General features: G+C 68.1%; 23 protein-coding genes. 15 read left to right on the top strand and 8 right to left on the bottom strand.

Annotated elements, in window-relative coordinates; genetic code table 11:
* The first annotated feature begins 58 nt into the window (after window positions 1-58).
* The 3 genes from AB0M14_RS09725 to AB0M14_RS09715 all read left to right on the top strand — a co-directional run bounded on the left by AB0M14_RS09725 (window position 59) and on the right by AB0M14_RS09715 (window position 2,697).
* Window positions 59-1,660, top strand: coding sequence for an alkaline phosphatase D family protein (locus AB0M14_RS09725; protein WP_364991568.1), 1,602 nt, complete (start codon window positions 59-61; stop codon window positions 1,658-1,660).
* A gap of 21 nt (window positions 1,661-1,681) precedes the next feature.
* Window positions 1,682-2,224 (top strand): YaeQ family protein, encoded by a 543-nt coding sequence (locus tag AB0M14_RS09720; RefSeq protein WP_364991565.1) that lies wholly within the window; start codon window positions 1,682-1,684, stop codon window positions 2,222-2,224.
* A 272-nt stretch (window positions 2,225-2,496) separates the two neighbouring features.
* The gene (locus AB0M14_RS09715) at window positions 2,497-2,697 is read left to right on the top strand and encodes a DUF397 domain-containing protein (RefSeq protein WP_364991564.1); all 201 of its coding nucleotides are present in this window, start codon (window positions 2,497-2,499) and stop codon (window positions 2,695-2,697) included.
* Between the two features lie 76 nt (window positions 2,698-2,773).
* Here AB0M14_RS09715 and AB0M14_RS09710 read toward each other — a convergent pair whose 3' ends face one another.
* The gene (locus AB0M14_RS09710; RefSeq protein WP_364991562.1) at window positions 2,774-3,322 is read right to left on the bottom strand and encodes a hypothetical protein; all 549 of its coding nucleotides are present in this window, start codon (window positions 3,320-3,322) and stop codon (window positions 2,774-2,776) included.
* 122 nt (window positions 3,323-3,444) lie between these two features.
* Entirely contained in the window at window positions 3,445-4,203 is a 759-nt protein-coding gene (locus tag AB0M14_RS09705; RefSeq protein WP_364991560.1) for a helix-turn-helix domain-containing protein, read from the bottom strand.
* Between the two features lie 330 nt (window positions 4,204-4,533).
* On the opposite strand from AB0M14_RS09705, the gene AB0M14_RS09700 reads away from it, so the two are divergent.
* A complete protein-coding gene (locus tag AB0M14_RS09700) occupies window positions 4,534-5,223 on the top strand; it encodes a hypothetical protein (protein WP_364991558.1) in 690 nt (229 codons plus the stop codon).
* Between the two features lies 1 nt (window position 5,224).
* On the opposite strand, the gene AB0M14_RS09695 is transcribed toward AB0M14_RS09700, so the two are convergent.
* A complete protein-coding gene (locus AB0M14_RS09695; RefSeq protein WP_364991555.1) occupies window positions 5,225-5,665 on the bottom strand; it encodes a hypothetical protein in 441 nt (146 codons plus the stop codon).
* Between the two features lie 151 nt (window positions 5,666-5,816).
* Between AB0M14_RS09695 and AB0M14_RS09690 the strand changes: the two genes are divergently transcribed.
* The 5 genes from AB0M14_RS09690 (at window position 5,817) to AB0M14_RS09670 (ending at window position 10,059) form a co-directional block, all read left to right on the top strand.
* Complete coding sequence (locus tag AB0M14_RS09690; RefSeq protein WP_364991552.1) at window positions 5,817-6,353, top strand: hypothetical protein; 537 nt, start codon at window positions 5,817-5,819, stop codon at window positions 6,351-6,353.
* A gap of 3 nt (window positions 6,354-6,356) precedes the next feature.
* On the top strand, window positions 6,357-7,379 hold the full coding sequence (locus AB0M14_RS09685) for a hypothetical protein (protein ID WP_364991549.1): 1,023 nt from the start codon (window positions 6,357-6,359) through the stop codon (window positions 7,377-7,379).
* Window positions 7,380-7,421: 42 nt separating this feature from the next.
* Complete coding sequence (locus AB0M14_RS09680) at window positions 7,422-7,856, top strand: helix-turn-helix domain-containing protein (protein ID WP_364991546.1); 435 nt, start codon at window positions 7,422-7,424, stop codon at window positions 7,854-7,856.
* Window positions 7,857-8,075: 219 nt separating this feature from the next.
* Window positions 8,076-8,810: a hypothetical protein gene (locus tag AB0M14_RS09675; protein WP_364991543.1), complete on the top strand. Its 735-nt coding sequence runs from the start codon at window positions 8,076-8,078 to the stop codon at window positions 8,808-8,810.
* A gap of 133 nt (window positions 8,811-8,943) precedes the next feature.
* Entirely contained in the window at window positions 8,944-10,059 is a 1,116-nt protein-coding gene (locus tag AB0M14_RS09670; RefSeq protein WP_364991540.1) for a hypothetical protein, read from the top strand.
* Window positions 10,060-10,091: 32 nt separating this feature from the next.
* Here AB0M14_RS09670 and AB0M14_RS09665 read toward each other — a convergent pair whose 3' ends face one another.
* A complete protein-coding gene (locus AB0M14_RS09665; RefSeq protein ID WP_364991537.1) occupies window positions 10,092-10,859 on the bottom strand; it encodes a hypothetical protein in 768 nt (255 codons plus the stop codon).
* A gap of 165 nt (window positions 10,860-11,024) precedes the next feature.
* Window positions 11,025-12,425, bottom strand: coding sequence for a carotenoid oxygenase family protein (locus tag AB0M14_RS09660; protein ID WP_364991535.1), 1,401 nt, complete (start codon window positions 12,423-12,425; stop codon window positions 11,025-11,027).
* A 72-nt stretch (window positions 12,426-12,497) separates the two neighbouring features.
* Here AB0M14_RS09660 and AB0M14_RS09655 point away from each other — a divergent pair, with 72 nt between their 5' ends.
* Together AB0M14_RS09655 and AB0M14_RS09650 are read left to right on the top strand one after the other, a co-directional pair.
* Window positions 12,498-13,127, top strand: coding sequence for a TetR family transcriptional regulator (locus AB0M14_RS09655; protein ID WP_364991531.1), 630 nt, complete (start codon window positions 12,498-12,500; stop codon window positions 13,125-13,127).
* Window positions 13,128-13,149: 22 nt separating this feature from the next.
* Window positions 13,150-13,734 carry a GNAT family N-acetyltransferase gene (locus tag AB0M14_RS09650; RefSeq protein WP_364991529.1) on the top strand — a complete coding sequence of 195 codons (585 nt, stop codon included), beginning with the start codon at window positions 13,150-13,152 and terminating at the stop codon, window positions 13,732-13,734.
* Here AB0M14_RS09650 and AB0M14_RS09645 read toward each other — a convergent pair whose 3' ends face one another.
* Window positions 13,735-14,481 carry a Sir2 family NAD-dependent protein deacetylase gene (locus tag AB0M14_RS09645; RefSeq protein ID WP_364991525.1) on the bottom strand — a complete coding sequence of 249 codons (747 nt, stop codon included), beginning with the start codon at window positions 14,479-14,481 and terminating at the stop codon, window positions 13,735-13,737.
* A 47-nt stretch (window positions 14,482-14,528) separates the two neighbouring features.
* Window positions 14,529-14,867, bottom strand: coding sequence for a ferredoxin (gene fdxA / locus AB0M14_RS09640; protein ID WP_364991522.1), 339 nt, complete (start codon window positions 14,865-14,867; stop codon window positions 14,529-14,531).
* A 130-nt stretch (window positions 14,868-14,997) separates the two neighbouring features.
* Between fdxA and AB0M14_RS09635 the strand changes: the two genes are divergently transcribed.
* Window positions 14,998-15,921, top strand: a complete 924-nt coding sequence (locus AB0M14_RS09635) for a LysR substrate-binding domain-containing protein (protein WP_364991519.1) — start codon at window positions 14,998-15,000, stop codon at window positions 15,919-15,921.
* A 37-nt stretch (window positions 15,922-15,958) separates the two neighbouring features.
* Complete coding sequence (locus AB0M14_RS09630; RefSeq protein ID WP_364991516.1) at window positions 15,959-16,957, top strand: hypothetical protein; 999 nt, start codon at window positions 15,959-15,961, stop codon at window positions 16,955-16,957.
* On the opposite strand, the gene AB0M14_RS09625 is transcribed toward AB0M14_RS09630, so the two are convergent.
* On the bottom strand, window positions 16,958-17,245 hold the full coding sequence (locus tag AB0M14_RS09625; protein ID WP_364991514.1) for a hypothetical protein: 288 nt from the start codon (window positions 17,243-17,245) through the stop codon (window positions 16,958-16,960).
* Here AB0M14_RS09625 and AB0M14_RS09620 point away from each other — a divergent pair.
* The gene (locus AB0M14_RS09620; protein ID WP_364991511.1) at window positions 17,236-17,775 is read left to right on the top strand and encodes a GNAT family N-acetyltransferase; all 540 of its coding nucleotides are present in this window, start codon (window positions 17,236-17,238) and stop codon (window positions 17,773-17,775) included. The two genes, AB0M14_RS09625 and AB0M14_RS09620, sit on opposite strands and share 10 nt — an antisense overlap.
* A complete protein-coding gene (locus AB0M14_RS09615; RefSeq protein WP_364991508.1) occupies window positions 17,772-19,115 on the top strand; it encodes a hypothetical protein in 1,344 nt (447 codons plus the stop codon). Before AB0M14_RS09620 ends, AB0M14_RS09615 begins: the two co-directional genes overlap by 4 nt.
* The last annotated feature ends 142 nt before the right edge of the window (window positions 19,116-19,257 follow it).

The raw sequence follows: 19,257 nt of genomic DNA, 5'->3' as shown, positions 1-19,257 counted from the left end.
TCGGCGGGAGAGCACTTTTCTCAACCCCGGCGGCCCCCGACGACGTACCTTCGAGATTATGGCGGAGTTGGTCTTGGGTCCGGTGTTGCGGCACGTCGATGCAACCTCGGCGACCGTCTGGGTGGAAACCAGTGTGGCGTGCGAGGTGGAGGTGCTCGGGCACCGCACCCGCACCTTCCAGGTGGGTGAACTGCACTTCGCTCTGGTGTGTATCGACGGCCTGGAACCCGACGCCTCGATCTCCTACCAGGTCGTCCTGGATGGGGAATCCGTCTGGCCGGAACCAGATTCCGAGTTCCCGCCCTGCCGGATCCGCACCGGCCAGGTGTCGAAGATCCTGTTCGGCTCGTGCCGGGCGGCCAAGGCGACGCCGGGTGTCCTGGAGGCGGACGCGGTCGGCCCGGACGCGCTGGACGCCTACGCGCTGCGGATGCGCGACCTGCCCGAGGAGCAGTGGCCGGACGCGTTGATGCTGCTCGGCGATCAGGTCTACGCCGACCAGCCGACCCCGCAGGTCGAGCAGTGGCTGGCCGAACGGCGCAACGGGGAAGAGCCGGAGAAGGAGGTGGTGTCCTTCCGCGAGTACGCCGAGCTGTATCACGAGTCCTGGTCGGACCCGGAGATCCGCTGGCTGATGTCGACCACTCCGACCTCGATGATCTTCGACGATCACGATGTACGCGACGACTGGAACACCTCCCGCACCTGGCGCGAGCAGATGGCGGAGCAACCGTGGTGGCGCGGCCGCATCCGCGCCGGGCTGGCCTCCTACTGGGTGTATCAGCATCTGGGCAACCTCGGCCCGGACGAGCTGGAACGCAACGACCTGTACCGCGAGATCACCAAGGCGGGCACCGACGTACAGGAGCTGCTGGAGGATTTCGCCGAACGGGCCGACAAGGAGGTCGACGGCCGCAAACCCACCCGCTGGTCCTACCGCCGCGACTTCGGCCGAATCCGCCTGCTGGTCATCGACACTCGCAGTGGCCGCATTCTCGACGGCGAACGGCTGATGGTCGGCGAGGAGGAGTTCGACTGGATCGAGGCCAATGCCGCGGGCGATTTCGATCATCTGCTGATCGGCTCCTCACTCCCGTGGCTGATGCCGCATGCCGTGAGCCACCTGCAATCCCTGAACGAGCGCGCCGCGAGCCTGCCGGGCCGCCGTGGCCGGCTCGGTGAAAAAATCAGACAGGCAGCGGATTTGGAGCATTGGCCCGCGTTCCGCGCCTCCTTCGAACGACTATCCGGCCTGATCCACCGGCTGGGCACCGCCGCGGACGCACCGAGCACGATCTGCGTCCTGTCCGGCGACGTGCACCACAGCTACGCCGCCCGCGCCGAATACACCCAGCCCACCAAATCCGAAGTGCTGCAACTGGTGTGCTCCCCGGTGCACAACGATCCCCCGAAGCGGTACCACGTGCTGTTCGCCCTGTCCTGGGCCCGTCCGCTGGCCACGGCGCTGCGCTGGCTTGCCGACAAGCGCGGAATCTCCGCGGACCCGGTGCGCTGGCAGAAGATCAGCGGCCCGCATTTCGGGAACTCCATCGCCTCGCTCGATATCGCGGGCCGGGCCGCCACATTCTCCCTGGAGACCGCGCTCCCGGACCAGGGCCTGATCAAGGTCACCGAGCTCGACCTCCAGGCAAACGCGTAGCACCCAGTAGGCTCCGCAGCTATGGCCTTGAGCGCAACCCTGCACACCTTCACCGTCCAGCTCGCCGACGTCGACCGCGGCGTCTACGAGGACCTGGAGTTGCGGGTCGCGCGGCATCCCTCGGAGACCGCCGAGTTCATGCTGACCCGCCTGCTCGCCTACTGCCTGGAGTACACCGACGGCATCACCTTCAGCGAGGGCGGCGTCTCCTCCACCGACGAGCCCGCCGTGCTGGTGCGCGACCTCACCGGCCGGGTCACCGCCTGGATCGAGGTCGGCGCGCCCGACGCCGAGCGCCTGCATCGCGGCAGCAAGCTGGCCGGCCGCGCCGCCGTGTACACCCATCGCGATCCCGTCAAGGTGCTCGCGCAACTGACCGGCAAGCGCATCCACCGCGGCGCCGACATCCCCGTCTACAGCTTCGACCGGGCCTTCATCGATGCCGCCTTGCCCGCGATCGACCGCCGCAACACCGTCACCGTGTCGATCACCGAGCGCGAGCTGTTCCTCGAGCTCAACGGCACGAGTCTGAGCACGCCGGTCGCCGAGCATCACATCGGATGATCTCGCAATTGCGCAACCGGCGAAATAGGTTGCGCCGCATAACAATAACGCGGTCGTTAATTTTGTTAATCACATGATCGCGATGCATTGACTATTACACTTATGCTACCGGGAGAGCTCGAATGATTACGGCGGCATCGGAATTCCGCCGGAATCGATAGTGCTCGCACGGATCCAGTCGTATCGTAGTCCTGCGCAGACCCCAGGGTCTGCGCTGTTGGATGTGGCGGGGAGGCGCCAACTCTCATTCGCAGGACTGCAAAGGAGAAGCCGTGAAAACAGAACTGTCCGCCGCCAAGTGGTTCAAGAGCCAGCGCAGTGGCACCAAGGATTGTGTGGAGGTCGCCTTCCTCGACACCGGTGAAGTCGGCGTTCGCGACTCGAAGAACACCTCCGGCCCGGCGCTGGTATTCACTCCCGGCGAGTGGACGGCCTTCACCGAGTCCGTCGCGACCGGCACATTCGACCGGTAGCTCGACCGCACCGAGATCCTTCGCTGAGCGAAGGATCTCGGTGGGCCGCCGGGCGGCGTAGGGTTCGCGGAAAACCTCAGATGCAGTTGATGCAGGTCCCCGCGCGGGGTAGCTGCATGAAGCACTGCGAACAGACGGCCGGCCGCACCGGCTGCGCGACCTCGGCGCCGGTGTGCGCGGCCTGCGTGGTCATCTTGTTGACGGGGCGACGGCGGCTCGCCACCTTGGGGGTGAGCGGCGGGACGGAGAAGTCGGCGGGCATCTCGGCGCCGTGGAACTGATAGCACTGCCAGCGCGCGTAGGCCGCGTGCAGCTCGAGATCATCCGGAACCGGCAGGGCGGCCAACTCGAGCACGTACTTGTAGGCCTCGCCCACGGTGTGGTTCTGCCGCACGCATAACGCGGTCAACGGCGGCTCCCCCGCCTTGTGACAGCGCCGCGCGACCTTGCGCAGAATCGCCTCCATCCAGGTGCGGGTCGGCGCGGCGGTATGGACGCCGGACACCTCCTGCACCCGTTCGGCCAATTCCGTCACCGTGATGAAATGCCCGTATCCGGTGGCGATCTCGGCCAGCTCGGTGTGGGCGGCCAGCGCCCAGGCCACGGTCGCGTCCTTCAAAGGCACTGGGCTTCCGTCGCCCGCTTGCCATGCTGCCGCCACCGTGGATACACCGCTCTTCGTCACCCGAACAAGTTAGCGCTTGACCCCGCCCGGGGACGAATGGCCTGGGCGGGGCGTTGCGCGTGTCACGCCGGAGATCGAACTGCGTGAGTTTTCATCAGCCGGCCGAGGTTGGCCGTGACCAGGTCGGCGGCCCGGCGCACCGCCTCCGCCGCACCCCCGACCCTTTTCTGCTCCCGGACCGTCGCGGCGAGCGCGGCCACGACCGTACCGGACGGATCCCGGACCGGAGCGGCGACACAGGCCAGGTCGAACCGGCTCATGTCGGTGTCGAAAGCCACCCCCTGATCCCGGGTGGCGATCCGCATCCGCTGCCACTCGCGGTGCGAGAAACCAGCCGGGACAGCCCCATTCGGCTTCCCGGCGAAGAGCACCTGCTCGGCGGCCGTGCCCGGTGGCAGCAGCACCCCCGCCCGCAGCGGGAACACCTCATCGATCTCCCGGCCCACCCCGCCGATCAGCATGCACTGGCCGCGTTCGGCCACCGCCAGGCTGTAACCACCTCGATCGGTGACCGAGGTGAGCTGCCCGAGCGGATGCGCGGCCGCGGCCCGCAGCATCTTCGCGGGCTGCCAGGTCTGACCGAGCCGGAACAACCGCGGTCCGAGTTGATAACGCCCGTCGCGGCGCAGCACCGCGCCCTCGTCGACCAACTGGTTGAGCAATCGATAGCTGGTCGCCTTCGGGATCCCCGCCGCCGCGGCCAGCGGGGTCAGCCCCAGCTCAGCGCCACAGCTGAGGACCTCCAATATCGCGAACGCACCTTCGAGCACACCACGGCCCCCCGTGGCCGGTGCGCTCACTCCCCATGTCGCATCGTTCACTCTAGTTCTCCCACCTGTGCGAATACCGCAACGAACCGAGCACCACCGGATCTATCGTTCGCCGGCTCGGAAATAGAACACCCGGTTCGCTGAGCCGACCAGGCCCTACCCATGGATGTGGAAGTGTGCGACGAATTGCACGCCTCGACCAAGACTACTCCAGGCGAGGTGTGCGGCGTCCGCGGCGTGAACGCGGGCTTCGGTTCGATGAAAACCCTTGCGCGGGAAGCGCTTAGCCCGCACAGCCTAGAGATCCGGAAACGATCACTTACGCTATTCGAAGCGCTATTCCTTTATCGCGCAATCTAATTCCACCAGAAGGTTACTGCCATGCCGGATTATTACGGACCGGGAAGTATCGTCGAATACCAGGGCAATCAGTACGAAGTACTGGGAGTTTCATTCAGTTATCCCAACGGAGTGGAAACTCTCAATGGCCACGACATCGCGCCGGTAGGCGGCGGCGCCATTGTCAATCTAGTTCCCACCAGCGCTCTGACACTGATCTCCGCACCACCGCCGACCGCGCCGCCGGAGTCGGCGTACCCGCCCCGCCCGCCGCGCCCGGCGCCATCTCCGCGGCCACCACAACCCGCGCCGCCGCAACCCGCGCCCGCGCCGCCGGCCAGCGGCTCCACGGTCGACCTCGCGACCAATGTCGTTGTCACCGCGTCGAATTCCTACCTGGGCAAGGTTCGCGCTACTGTCTCCAATCCGAACGGCGCCGCCTCCGGCCCCGCCACGATGACCATCGTCGTGCACCCGGTCCAGGGCTTCTCCTACAAGGCGGGCGCCGGCAGCGACTGCACCAGCAGTTTCATCCCCGGCACCTCCGACAGCCAATTCGTCTGCACGGTCCCGGCCATCGCGGCGGGCGGGCAATACACCCGCGACATCCAGGTGGAGAACCTCTCGCACCAGGGCCCGAGATATGTGCAGGTCAGCGTCACGACGCTGATGGCAGGAGATCCGAACAGCGTCAACAACCGAGCCGGGGTAACCCTGACCCTCACCAGCTGACCTACTCCGTCGCCGGTGGCGCGGTTTCGTGCAACGAGCGCCACCGGTACCCATGATCGCCGGATACCAGCACCGCGGTGACCATCCTGCGGGCGCGCATCTCCTCGTGCTGATACTCCGCGACGAAGCGGACCGCGGCCATGCCGTCGCCTTCGGCGATCTCCTCGACCTCGGAGATCTCGATCCGCAAGCCCGGCTGCGCGTTCCGCACCGACCACACGCCGGTCAGCAGGGTGTCGCGGTCGACGACCTGCGCGACGACCGTGACCGCGCTGAACTTGTCGTGCAATGCCTCGGCGAACCGGTCGAAGACCTTCGGCGGCGCGTCCGTGCCCATCCATTCGGCCAGGTCCGAATGCAGCGCCACCACCACCTCGGCCAGGCCCGACGGCGCCGGCTCGGAACTGCCGGGCGACTCCGGCTCGCGCGCGCGTCTCCCCATCCCGCCATCCTCCCGCAACCGCACCCGAGCCAGCAAGATCATATTGAATACCACTGTGCCGCTATGCTATTGCGGACAAGACCCAGAAATTCCGGGCGCGGTCGTATGCCGGTTCTGTCAGCGGGCTGTGGCAATATCGTGCGTGGGGGACATGCCCGAGGACCCAGCCGATTTGAACATGACCCGCCGTACCCGACGCCGCACCTTGGCCGCGGTACAACGGCACACCGCGCAGCTACAACCGTTCACCTTGCCCGAGTTCGGCCGAATCCTGTCCGATGCCAGCGGGATTCCGGTCAGCATCGCCCCGAGCACGACGCTGCCGCCCGCAGTGGCTGGTCGCTGGTTGCGCACCGGCTCCGGCGATCTGATCGAATACGACGCCGATCTCCCCGACATCGCGCGCATCAACACCGTGCTGCACGAGGCCGGCCATATCCTGCACGGCCACACCAGCGTCGAACTCCGGCTGGACGCCGGCCAGGCCCTGTGCTCGATCCTCAGCCCGGCCGCCATCGGCAACTTCGCGCATGTCCGGTACCGATCGGCCTACGACTCCCGCTGCGAGCGCGAGGCCGAGTCCTTCGCCCGGCTGACCCTGCGCACCATCCTCTGGAGCGACGCCGACACCGGTGAATCCGCGACCATCCGCGGCGCACTGGGCTTTCCCCGCACTCGAATCGAGTAGCACATGGCACAGTTCGTCACCGTGGTCGCCGTGCTGATCCTGCTCGGGGCCTGCGTCCTGGTCTGGCAGCTCACCCCGCAGGGCGCCCGCGGGCAGCGCGCGCCCATCGTCATCCTAGTGCTGCTCTCGCTGAGCTTCCTGGCGTTGACGCCGTCCGCCGAGGCCGCGTTCGACGCGATCCGGATCAACGCCGCCTACCTGTTCAGCCACTTCTGCAGCCTGACCGCGATCGCCCTGACCACCTTCTACTGGGGCCACGCGCTCGCGACCGCGCCGCCGAGCCGCCGCCGGGTGCTGGTGACCCGCGCGGTCTACGGGGTGGTCGTCGTCGCGCTCGCCTACCTGTTCCTGTCCTCGCCCCAGCAACCACACGGCGCCGGCTTCGCGCGCGAATTCGAAGGCAGCCCGCGCATTCAGCTCTACTGGATCCTGCAGGCGTTGCTGATGATCCACGCGACGTGCACGCTGGGCGTGGTCGCCGCCCGCGCCAGCGCCCGCGAGCGGCACTGGCGCCGGGCCCTGCTGAGCATCCTGGTGGGCGTGGTCGTCATGTACTCCGTGTACGAGGCGTGGGTGATCGTCGTGGTCACCGTGTGGCCCGCGATGCCGCCGCCGTGGGCGCAGACGCTCACCATCGTGTTCCAAATCGTCGCGAGTCTGCTGCTGGTCGCGGGCAGTATCGGCCCGGCGGTGCTGGGCGCGGTCCGGAGCACGCGCCTGGCCCGGTCCTACATCGAGCAGCTCGCGCCGCTGCACGCCTGGCTGACCCAGCGTTATCCGCAGGTGCGTTTCCGCACCCAGATGAGCCGGCGCGCCGAAACTCGGGTGACCGACATGTTGATCGAGATCAGCGATTCGCTGCGGCTGCTGCAACGCGACGAACCGGCCCTGGCGGCGGCCCGGGGACTCGGCGATCAGCTGATCCGCGCCGCCGCAGCCGGCAACACCCACTGTGCCGCATACGAATTGGCCGCGGCCCGGCTGTTCCGGGGGCCCGAGGCCGCACTGCCATATGCTGTAGCATGACGGCTATCTCAAAGCGGAGCCCGAGTCAGTGAGGAGCGTGGCATGGGAGGAGCGCCCTTCTCAGACCGGCTGGAGTACCTGTTCCGCACGATGCCCAACACCAACGGCCGGCGGTACACCGCCGATGAGATCGCCCGCCGGGCCACCGAGCAAGGGCATCCGATTTCCGCCGTCTATGTGGCACAACTGCGGTCCGGCCTGAAGCAGAATCCGTCCCTCAAGCACGCGACCGGCCTGGCCGCCGCCTTCGGCGTCGACATCCGGTTCTTCACCGACGACGACGCCTGGCAGCGCGGCCGCCAGGAGATCGAGTACCTGCGGTTGAGCACGGCCCCCGGTCTCGAGGCCATCGCGTTTCGCGCCATCGACCTGTCCCAGCAGTCGCTGGCCTCGCTGATCGACTACCTCAAGTTCCTGCGCGTCCAGGAGGGCCTGCCGGCCGATCCCCCGGATCTGCCCGAATCCGAGCGTTCCTGACGGTTTTGTGGCACGAGTCACACTTGGATAACGGCCCGGAAAAACCCCGGCGCGACCGGCCGGATGACGGCCAAGTGACTCGGATCACAGTCCGTTTCGCCCGCTTATGAAACTTTAAGTTACTTTTCAGCAACAATCTCTTGGACACTTGACCATGGGTGCTCGGTCGAGGACCTGCGGACCTGATAAGGGACCGCGCCACTGAGGGAAAGCAAAGTAATGAAGTTCAGCAAGATCGCCGCAACCTCGGCTCTGGTTATCGCGGCTCTCGGCATCGCTACCGGTACTTCGCACGCCGAGCCGGCTCCCGTCCCGGCTCCGGCCCCCGTCCCGGTCCTGCCGTCGTTCCTCGACGGCGTGAACCAGGGCGTCCAGCAGGTGCTGCCCGGCATCAACTGGAAGACCTCCATCGAGGGCGACTCCATCGTCGTCGAGACCGACAAGGGCTCGCTCACCACCGACAACGGCCAGTTCCAGGTGCGCGACGACGCGGGCAACGTGGTCGTCGGCCTGCCGCTCGCCTACACCCTGAACGACCTGGAATACCCGATCAACGCCAGCGTCGAAGGCCTGCGCGCCGTGCTGACCCCGGTCAAGGACGTCAGCGCCGGGCACCCGTCCAGCCTGCGCAACGAAGTGGTCAAGCAGGACGCCTTCGATGACGCCGTGTCCGCCGCGGCCACCCAGTTCGGCATCATCACCGCCATCGGCACCCTGGTCGGCACCATCGTCGGCGGCGGCGCGGGCTGCGCCATCGGCGGCGCCGGCGGCCTGATCCTGGGCCTGCCGATCCTGGACCTGGGCGGCGCGACCGGCATCGCCGGCTGCCTCGCCGGCGCCGCGGTCGGCATTCCGCTGGGTGCCGCCGCCGGCCTCGTGCTGACCGGTGTGCCCGCGGCCATCGTCATCGGCATCGGTTTCCACAACCGGATCAACGCGCCCGAGAACCAATAAGGCGCCGCACGATCGCGAGGGCCCGGTCCGCTACGGCGGACCGGGCCCTCGACGCTTTCACGCCCTGAGCGAAATCACTACGGGCAGGCGATAATTCGGCCGCAGAATGACGTGAGCGATCGAAGGGTGCCCGATGGAAGAAGTACTGCTCACGCCGCCCGGCGCGGACGAGGTGCGAATCCTGGCGCGCGGCGTGCTCGCCGCCGCGACGGGAGACGACGGCCCGACGCCCTTGCAGGAGTTGCTGATTCCGTCGCTGTTCCTGTCGATGACCGGGCACGCGGTGGAATTGGCGGCGCTGACGCCGATCGGTCCCGTCGAGTTCGCGCAGCAGCTGGCGCGGCGCAACCGGATCTTCCGGGAGCGGATCGTGCAGACCATGCTGCTGGCCGCGCTGGTGGTGCGGCCGCTGCCGGCCGAGGTGGCGCTGCGACTGCGCGAGTTCGCCGACGCGCTGGACGTGGACGACGACATGATCGCGGTCGCTGAGAAATACGCCGACGGGGCCGCCGATCTGGCGGCGGCCGACTTCGACCGCAACGGCTACCTCGGCGGCCTGCACGCCGACCGGCTCAACGCGCTGCACACCCAGGACCTGGACAGCTCCTGGGGCCAGGTCGCCCACGATCCGGCACTGGCCGCGCGCTGGGCACAGCTGTGGGAGCTGCCGGTCGGTACCCTCGGCCGCGGTGTCGCCGACTTCTATCGCGATCGTGGCTTCGTCACGCCCGGCCTGCCGGGTTCGGCCCCGCCCCTACTGGCCCAACATGATTGGGTGCACGTGCTGGCGGGCTACGGCACCACGCTGGAGAACGAGATCGAGGTGTTCGCGTTCATGGCGCGCGCCAACGACGATCCGCGCGCCTTCAGCCTGCTCGCCATGGTCATCTCCCTGTTCGAAACCGGCTATCTGAAGGCCGGCGCCGGCCTGTTCGAAGCCAACGAGGGACATTTGCGCTCGGGCGGCATGGCGGTCCGGCTCGGCGACGCGATGCGCCGCGGCGCCCGCACCCAGGGCAGCCACGACTTCCTCGACCTGGACTGGTTCGGTCTCGCCGATCGCCCGATCACGGTGGTGCGCAGCGAGATCGGGCTCACGCCGAAAGCCGCTCCGGCGATCGCGGCGGGCTCGGTGAGCGCCTGGCAACCCGGCGGGATCACGCCCTATCAGCTGAACGCGGCCCGCAAGGCCGCCGAGTCCGAGGGCCGGCCGTTCGTTCCGTGGCAGCCCGACCCGAACCGGGAGTGAGCGCCGCCGCGGGACGACCTGGGCCGGGCGGCTCAGTGCGTGATCGGCAGATCGCGGCGCGCTTGCTCGGTGTCCTTGGCCCAGAACCACAATCGGTGTGGCGGGGGGACCTTGTGATAGCCGTGCAGGCCGACCTCGGTGAGGTCGCGTAGGTCCACGCAGACCCGCTGGAACGCCTCGTCCAGGGTCGCGGCGGGATCGTCGAGGTTGGCGGCGCCGAGTTTGATCAGTGCCCGGTACTCGTAGGCGAGGAGCAGGTCCTCACCACCGTGCGTCCATGCGCCGAACTTGTTGTCCCAGGCCACCGTTGCCGCGTCGAGCAGCATGTTCAGGTCGGCGGTGCGCGGGATCGAGGGGTAGATGAGGAAGGTGGCGGCCCAGCCGGTGGCGACCAGCTCGAGGTTGAAGGTGCGGCGGCGGGGATCGTTGCGCGGCGGCATCGGATCGCTCGCGGTGCCGCTGAACCAGGGCGCGGTGTAGGCGAGCATCCGGCCTTTGCTCTCGATCAGCTCACCGGTCGCGATGACCGCCAGCTTGCGTTTGCTGCCGTCGGGGCGGGTGAGCCGAGTCTCGACCATCTGCTTGTGCACGTCGGCGGCCGCCTTCCCCGCGCCCAGATGCCGCTGGGCCGCATCGGCGGTGATCCGCCCGACCAGGTAGTCGCGGAGATCCTTGGGCAAGGCGTCGAAAGTGCCATCCTCGAGCCGGGTTTTCGCCCGCTCGAGCGCGGCCTGCGCGGTCGGCGGGCTGCCGCCGAACAGCGACTCGGGAGTATCGATGGAGACCATGCGCACGGCCATCTCGATATTCGGAGTATCACCATCGGTCGTACTGACGAACCGATGATCGTTAGCGGGACGGCTGACACCGACAAAACCGAGCTCGACCATGACATCACTCCAGGTAATCGGCAGATCTCTACTCGATTATCGCCACCGGCGGCCCCGATGTAACGCATCGGTTTCTCAGCGTGCGAGCCGCCGGGTGAAGGTGCCGTGGAATCCCCACGGGATGTGATGGTCGAGCCAGGCCGTCGCCAGCGGTCCGCGCTCCAGATCTCGGGCGTCGAGCACCACCAGCTGCGAACGATGTTCGGCAAGCTGGTGATTGAGGAAGAGCAGCCAGCCGTCGTCCTCCGCGGCGTCGGGCGTACGCGGCACGAACAAGGGCTCACCCACACTGCTGAGCGCGAACTCGCACCGGGTTTCCACTTCGGAGCGGTGGTCGACCTTGACGATCGAGTCGTAGACCGCGGCGTCGGCGCTCTTGCCCGCGAGGTAGCTGTAGCGGTGCGGGCGGGTGCTCCGCCGCCAGTCGTACTGCGGAAATTCCACCGAACGATCGGACAGTTCACGTTCGAGCACGGTGCCGCCCCGGGTGATCCGGTACTGCATCAGGCGCGAGTCCGGAAAGCTCGGCGCCTCCCCTCGGTCGTTGTTGATCGCGTTGGTCGCGCCGCGGACCTCGTTCCACGCGGTGTCGAAGCGCACCAGCTCGACGACGACATCGTCGCCGTCGTCGTAGGCGTTGGTGAGGTGGAAATGCAGCAGCGCCTCGTGCTCGACGACGCGCGGGCGGCCACCGGCCTTGGGCACCAACAGGAATCGGGTGCCCTTGGCCCGGTCGAAGCGCAGCGAGTCGATGAACGAGTGACTCGCCAGCGCGACCTTGGTCAGGTCGGGCCGCAGCGGGTCGAGCACGAAGACCAGATACTTCTGGGTCAGCGCGAAATCGTGATTCCAGACCAGGTCCAGCATCGGCACCGTCGCCAGCGAATGCATGCGGCCGGAGCGGTCCACCCGGTAGGTGCGAATCCGGGGTGTGGGCAACAGATCGAGCCCGAAGTTGTACATGTCGCCGGTGCTCGGATCCCATTTGGGGTGCGCGGAGAACGCGCCGAGGAAGCCGAGTTTGCCGTCGAAATCGCAGGGGCCCAGCGTTTCCAGCGAATCGGGGTCGATCCGATGCGGGTTGCCCAGCTCCCACAGCGCCAGCAGCCCGCCGGCGTAATCGACGATGTTGGTGTTGGCCACGTTGGCCGGCAACCGCCCGATATTGGCGAGCGGACCGCCGGGGATCTGCGTGCCGACGCCGCGATATCGGATCCGATCCGAACGCTGACCGTGTTCGAAGTGCCGGGTGCGGACATATCGGTTGCGGTAGCGCACCGAGCACCCGTCGAGCACGAACTGCGACACCATGCCGTCGCCGTCGAAGAGGCTGTGCAGCAGTGTGCTCCCGACCCGGTGCTTGCCGGGCCCGATGCGGTAGAGCGTGCCGGTCAAGTCCGAGGGCAGCTCGCCGTCGATCTGCCCGACGCGGTAGGTGCGTTCGTCCAGCAGCGGTTCGTACACGCGGTGATGCACGGGGTTCTCCTTTGAACCGTAAATCTGATGACGTTCGTCATCCAATTTACGAAGGGGCCTAGAGTGATGTCAATGACGAGGCCCGAGGTGATGCGCCCGTACGGCGGGGTCAGCGCCGAAGACCGGCGAGCCGAACGCCGGGCGCGGTTGCTCGCCGCCGGGCGCCGGGCGTGGGCCGAATCCGGGCCCGCCGGTGTGAAAGTGCGTGGCGTCTGCGCCCTCTCGGGCCTGACCGACCGCTACTTCTACGAGCAGTTCGCCAACCGGGACGCGCTGCTGCTCGCCGTCGCCGACGACGTCCGCGACCAGCTGCTCACCGCGATGGTCCAAGCCGGACTCGGCGCCGAAGGCGGAGCCGCCGAGAAACTCCAGGCCGCCCTGCAAGCCTTCCTGGACACCACCGCCGCCGACCCGCAGATCATGCGCATCGTCACCAGCGACACCGCCGGCGTCCCCGGCCTGGCCGAACGCCGGCACGACGTCCTGGCCATGATCGCCGACCTTGTCGTCCAGCACGCCCCCGGCGTCCTCGACTCGGACGACCCCGCCCAGCTCCGCCGCGCCGCCCTGTTCATCACCGGTGGCGTCAACCAGCTCATCGAAGGCTGGCTCGACGGCGCCATCACCCTGTCCACCGCCGACCTGGCGGCCGAATGCACCCGCTTCTGCTTGCGCGTCCTGCAATCCGGACCGGAGACCTGAACCCGCTGGCACGATGGACGGCGTGTCGTCCGCTCCGCTAGCCGCCCTGTGTCCCACCTATCCGATCCGGACCAAGCGGCTGCTGTTGCGGCCGCTCGGCGTCGGTGACGTCGACGCGTTGTACGCCTACCGCAGCCGGGCCGATGTGTGCCGGTACGTGCCGTTCGAGCCGATGACGCGGGAACTGATCGAGGAACGGCTCGAAACGCAGTGGGCGAATTCCGATCTCACCGACGAGGGACAGGCGCTGACCCTCGGCCTGGAGGTGGCCGAGACCGGTGCGCTGATCGGTGACGTGATCCTGTTCTGGCACAGCCGGATCCATGCCGGCGGCGAGATCGGCTATGTGCTGCATCCCGAGGCCGGCGGGCACGGGTACGCGACCGAGGCGGCGCAGGCCGTGCTGCGCCTCGGGTTCGAAGACCTCGGGCTGCATCGCATCATCGCCCGGCTCGATGAACGCAACACGGCCTCCGCCGCGGTCGCGCGGCGGCTGGGAATGCGGCAGGAGGCGCGCCTGGTGCACAACGAATTCTTCAAAGGCGAGTGGTCGACGGAACTCGACTTCGCCATGCTCAGCACCGAATGGGCCGCCGCCGCACGGTAATCAGCGTGCGGCCAGCGCGCGGCAGATCGCGGGGACGGCGGTGCCGATCGGTTCGCGGATCACCGCCGTGGCCAGCGCGTCGTACGGCGTGGGATCGCGATTGACGATCACCAGCTTCGCGCCCGCCTGCACCGCGAGCGCGCACAGCGACGCCGCGGGCTCCACCTGGAGCGAGCTGCCGATAGCGAGGAAGAGCTGCGAGGCGGCCGCGATGGTGCGCGCCTTGGCCAGCACCGCGCCGTCGAGGTACTGGCCGAACATCACGATCGACGGTTTCAGGATGCCGCCACACCCGCACCGCGGATCGCCGGCACCCGCGGCCACCCGGGTGAGCACCGATTCGGTCGCGCTCCGCGCCCCGCAGCCGCGGCAATCGACGGTGGCCAGACTGCCGTGCAACTCCAGCACTTTGCGCTCCGGCGAACCGGCGCGCTGATGCAGCCCGTCGACGTTCTGGGTCAGCACCCGCACCGCCAGTCCGCCGCGATCGAGTTCGGCCAGCGCGGAATGCGCCGCGTTCGGCTCGATGTCGGTGCGGTGCAGCGCGCTGAAGGCGTGCCAGAAGCGGTCCCGCACCTCCGCCGAGGCGAGGAAGTTCTGCTCGGTGAACGCACCGATGAGCGCGGGATCCTTGGTCCAGGTGCCCTGCGGACCGCGGTAGTCGGGCAGGCCGGAGTCGGTGGAGATGCCCGCGCCGGTGAGCACCGCCAGCCGAGTGACGCCGCGCGCCCAGCTCATGTCGTTCATACCGGAACGTTAGGTGAGCGGGGCGGCTCGGGGCGATCGAATTTCGGTCAGGCCGAGGGGTAGGCCGCCACGAACGCCGTGTCCACGCCGATCGTGCCCAGGCTCGTCGCACCGCCGGGGTCACCGAGCGCCGCCTCGCGACCGGGCAGCACCTCGTCGAAAAAGCGCGCGTTCTCGGCGACGAAGACCTCCTCGCCCGCGGGCATGTCGTCCTCGTAGTAGATCGCTTCGACGGGGCAGACCGGTTCGCAGGCCGAGCAGTCCGTGCATTCCGCCGGGTTGATGTAGGCCATGCGGTCGCCGACGTAGATGCAGTCGAGCGGGCATTCCTCCATGCACGCGCGGTCCAGGACGTCGACGCAGGCCGCTCCGATGACGAAAGTCATGATGTCTCCTCGGTTTTCACTGCCCCGGAGGCAGGGTTCAACGATCGCCGCTGGTATCGCGGTCCGGTAGCCACCGAATGCCGACCACCTCATCAGGCTGACTTATGGGTGCATGGCGCATAATCCCCCCATGACCCTCCCACCGGGAACACCCGACCTGGAGGTGCTCGATCTTCTCGTCTCGGTCGCCGAGCTGGGCAGTCTCGGCGCCGCCGCCCGCCGGCACGGCATCACGCAGCCGGCCGCCAGCATGCGCATCGCCGCGCTGGAACGGCGGCTGAGCCTGCGATTGCTGGACCGCGGACCCACCGGCTCCGTGCTCACCGAACCGGGACGCGCCGTCGTCGACCACGCGCGCCCGGTGCTGGCCGCCGCCCGCACGTTCGCCGACTACGTCAAGACGCTGCGCGCCGCCGACCGGCCGAAACTGCGCATCGCGGCCTCGAAGACCATTGCCGACCACCGGATGCCGCACTGGCTCGCCGCGCTGCGCGCGGCCCGGCCCGAGGTGACGGTGGCGCTCGAAGTGGGCAACTCGCGCCAGGTCGAAGCCTGGGTGCAGCAGGCGCAGGCCGACGTCGGATTCGTCGAAGGACCGCATGCCCCCGCCGAACTCGCCAGCCGGGTGCTCGGCGCCGACGACCTGGTCGTGGTGGTCGGCCGCGGCCACCCGTGGTCGCGTCGCCGCAAACCCCTGACCGTGCGGGAACTCGCCGCCACCGCCCTGCTCTGGCGCGAGCCCGGATCGGGCACCCGCGACACCATCTGGGAACTGCTCGCGGCCGACTCCGAACCCTGCTCCCCCGCCGCCGAATTGGGTTCGACCGCCGCGATCCTGACGACCGCGCGCACCGGCGCCGCACCCGCCGTGCTCAGCCGGCTCGTCGCCGGCGCTGCCCTGGCCGCCGGTGAACTCCTCGAAATCCCGCTGGCCGACGCGGTTCTCACCCGCAAGTTCCGCGCCGTGTGGCGCCGCCAAGCCCCGCCTGCCGACCCGGGCGACCTGCTCATCCGCTACGCGGAACAGTTCGAGCAGCAGCGCGCCACCCGGTAATCGGGCGCGCCCGACTCGTCCGGACTACGGTGGCCGGGTGGTGGATTCAGCGGATGAGCAGCAGGACTGGCCCTCGGTACGCGCGCACCTGCGCCCGATTCTGCGGCCGGTGACCTATGGGATCGATCACCTCGCGGACACCCAGCCGGTGGCACGCCCCGCCTTCCCGTTCATCAATGAGCTGGTCGCGGTGGACAAACCGGAGTCCCGTGCCATCGTCTCCCCGTCGTCCCTCGCCCGCTGGGGCGTCTCGGCCGACGAAGTCTTCACCGCCGCCCACGCGAATCTGGCCGCCCTCGTTCAGCCGCATGACAGCGGCGGCGACGCGATTCTCCGCTACGTCGACGACGGCAACGCCTATTTCGCCTCCTGGCCACTGGTTCCCGGCTGGCTCGCCTCGTTCCGCGCCCGGTACGGCCACCGCCGCCCGGTCGCTTTCATGCCCGACACCGACAGCCTGATCGTGGTGCCCGACCACCCCGGCATCCTCGCCCGCATGTTCGCGATGGCCGAGCAGCAATACCGGGAGGCCGCCCGCCCACTCTCGCCGCAGGGCTACACCCTCGACGCCACGGACAATGTCGTCCCGTTCGACCAGGCCGGCCCGCACGAGCAACTACCCGCCGCCCAGCGCGCCCGCGCCGGGTTGACCACCGCCGAGTACGCGGCCCAAACCCACTGGATCACAGAGACTTTCGACGATATCTACGAGCTCCCGGGCTATGACCTGGACCCCGCCTATGCCGCGGCCGCCACCTTCATCGAAACCACCGACGGTCCCGCCACCCTCACCGTCTGGGGCGAGGGCGTCGACTACCTCCTCCCACACGCCGACTACATCTCTTTCTGCCACGACACCGAATCCGGCGACATCGAGCGACTGTTCGAAGTCCCCTTCGCCGCCGCCGCCGCGATCACCGGCCTCACCCCCGTGCCGGGCATGAACCCGCCCCGCTACGAAATCCGCACCTGGCCTTCCCCGGAGCTCCTCACCCAACTCCGGCAGGCCGCCGTCACCCTCCAGTCAGCGGATTGACTACTCGGCGTGCTGAGATTTCGCGATCCGCTCGAAAACCGCCATGTCGTTGTCGAAGGCGCTGCCCGGTACCGGCCAGTGCACGACCAGTTCGGTGATGCCGATCGCGGTGTAGCGGTCGACGGTTTCGGCGAAGACTTCCATTGAGGCGAGCGGGTTCTCCGGGGTGAAGCCGCTGACGTAGACCCGTTCCAGGGTGGCCGGGTCGCGGCCGATGGACCGGCACTGGAGCCGACACGCCCTGGCCTGGAGCGCGGGGTCCGCGCAGAATATGCACGATGACTGCACAGTTCATCCGCGATGACGCGACCGCGGCGGCACGGCACACCGAGGCGCTGATCGAGTTGTACACAGAGGTTTTCGCGGACCCGCCGTACAACGAGGGCCCGGACGACGTGGACCGGTTCCGCGAGTTACTGACCACCGAGTTCGCGGAACCGGGATTCGCTCTGGTCCGCGCGGTCGAGGGTGGCGAACTCGCCGGGATGGCCTATGGGTTCAACCTCGCGGCCGGACAGTGGTTGCCCGAGGCCGCCACACCGGCGCCGCCCGGCGCGCTCGAGGTACCGAAGTTCTCGATCATGGAATTCGCTGTGCGCCGATCACATCGAGGCCGAGGGCTGGGCCGCGCCGTGCTGGACGAGCTCCTGCGCGGACGCCCCGAACCGCTCGCGGTCCTCTCGGTCGACCCGACGGCCCCCGCCGACGCGCTTTACCGGGCCTGGGGCTGGCGCCCGGCAGGTCACACCAACCCCCACCCGAAACACCACAGAAAATACAACATTCTGTGTTTCGATCAGCCTGTGATGACGACATGAGCGCGGACGGTCTCGACGCACAGCTCAGCCAGTGGCAGTCCTACCTGCGCAAACACGGCTCACCGGGCGAAGCGGACGCACTGGACGGCCGTCTGCGGGGCAGTATCGAGGAGCTGACCGCGACCGGGTTGCGGCCCGACGAGAGTTTCCTCGTCGCGGTGAAACGGCTTGCCGCCGAGGACGGCCCGGCGCGCGAGTTCGCCCGCGCCCACGCCACCCGGTTGTGGCGCGACCTGGTGCTCACCGGCGAGCCGGACCGCACGGGCAACCGGACCGCCATGCTCACCATGCTGGTGTGCGCGGCCGGCGCGGCGCTCGCGATCAAGGTGCCCGCGCTGTTCGGCGTCGACTTCGACGACAGCGGCGAGTTCTATCTGCGCAACCTCGCGCTGTTCGCGCTCGCACCGCTCGCGCTCTACTTCGGCCTGCGGCGCCGGCTCGGCGGCACCGCCGTCGCGCTCGTCGCCGGGCTGTTCGTGGTCGGCGCGATCGCCGCCAACGCCTTTGGGCTGGACAGTGATTCGCAGTTGGTGGCATTGTCGGCCATCCATCTGCCGCTGGCGCTGTGGCTGGCGGTCGGTGTGGCCTATACGGGTGGCGACTGGCGCTCGCACGCCAAACGCATGGACTTCATCCGCTTCACCGGCGAATGGATCGTCTATTTCGTCCTGATCAATCTGGGCGGCGGCGTGCTCACCGCCATCACGGTCGGCACCTTCGACGCCATCGGCATCGATGTCGAGATCTTCGTCAGCGAGGCGCTCGCGCCGTGCGGCGCGGTCGCGGCGATCGTGGTCGCCGCCTGGCTGGTGGAAACCAAACAGGGCGTCCTGGAAACCATCGCACCGGTGCTGACGAAGATCTTCACGCCGCTGTTCACCGTCGTCCTGCTTGCCCTGCTGATCGGTTTCGGCCTGAGCAGCACCGGCCTCGAGGTCGACCGCGACGTGCTGATCCTGTTCGACCTGCTGCTGGTGGTGATCCTGGGCCTGCTGCTCTACGCCATCTCCGCCGTCGACCGTCCGGACGAGCCGAAGCTGTTCGACAAACTGCAACTGGCCCTGGTGGTCAGCGCCCTGCTCGTCGACCTGCTCGTCCTCACCGCCCTCACCAGCCGCATCACCGAATACGGGTCCAGCCCCAACAAGATCGCCGCCCTCGGCGAGAACCTCATCCTGCTGGCCAACCTCGCCTGGTCGGCTTGGCTGTTGTTCGGATTCCTGCGCGGGCGGACCCCCTTCGCCCGCCTGGAGCATTGGCAGACCAGCTACCTCGTCGTCTACGCCGCCTGGGCGTGGATCGTGGTCCTGGTCTTTCCGCCGCTGTTCGGCTTCCGCTAGGTTGTGTCTCGAAGTGAGTGTTGGGGGGGGGGGGGCCGGGGGGGGCCCCCCCCCCCCCCAGAAACAAGTAGACGCAGTGTTGTTAGGGGGGGGGCTCTAATTTGGAGTTTGTGTTTTTTAGTAAGTCTGGGAGGAGAAAAAA

This window comes from Nocardia sp. NPDC051832 (assembly GCF_040681285.1).
In the GTDB taxonomy this organism is placed as follows: Bacteria; Actinomycetota; Actinomycetes; order Mycobacteriales; family Mycobacteriaceae; genus Nocardia.
This window is presented reverse-complemented; position numbering and strand designations above follow the sequence as displayed.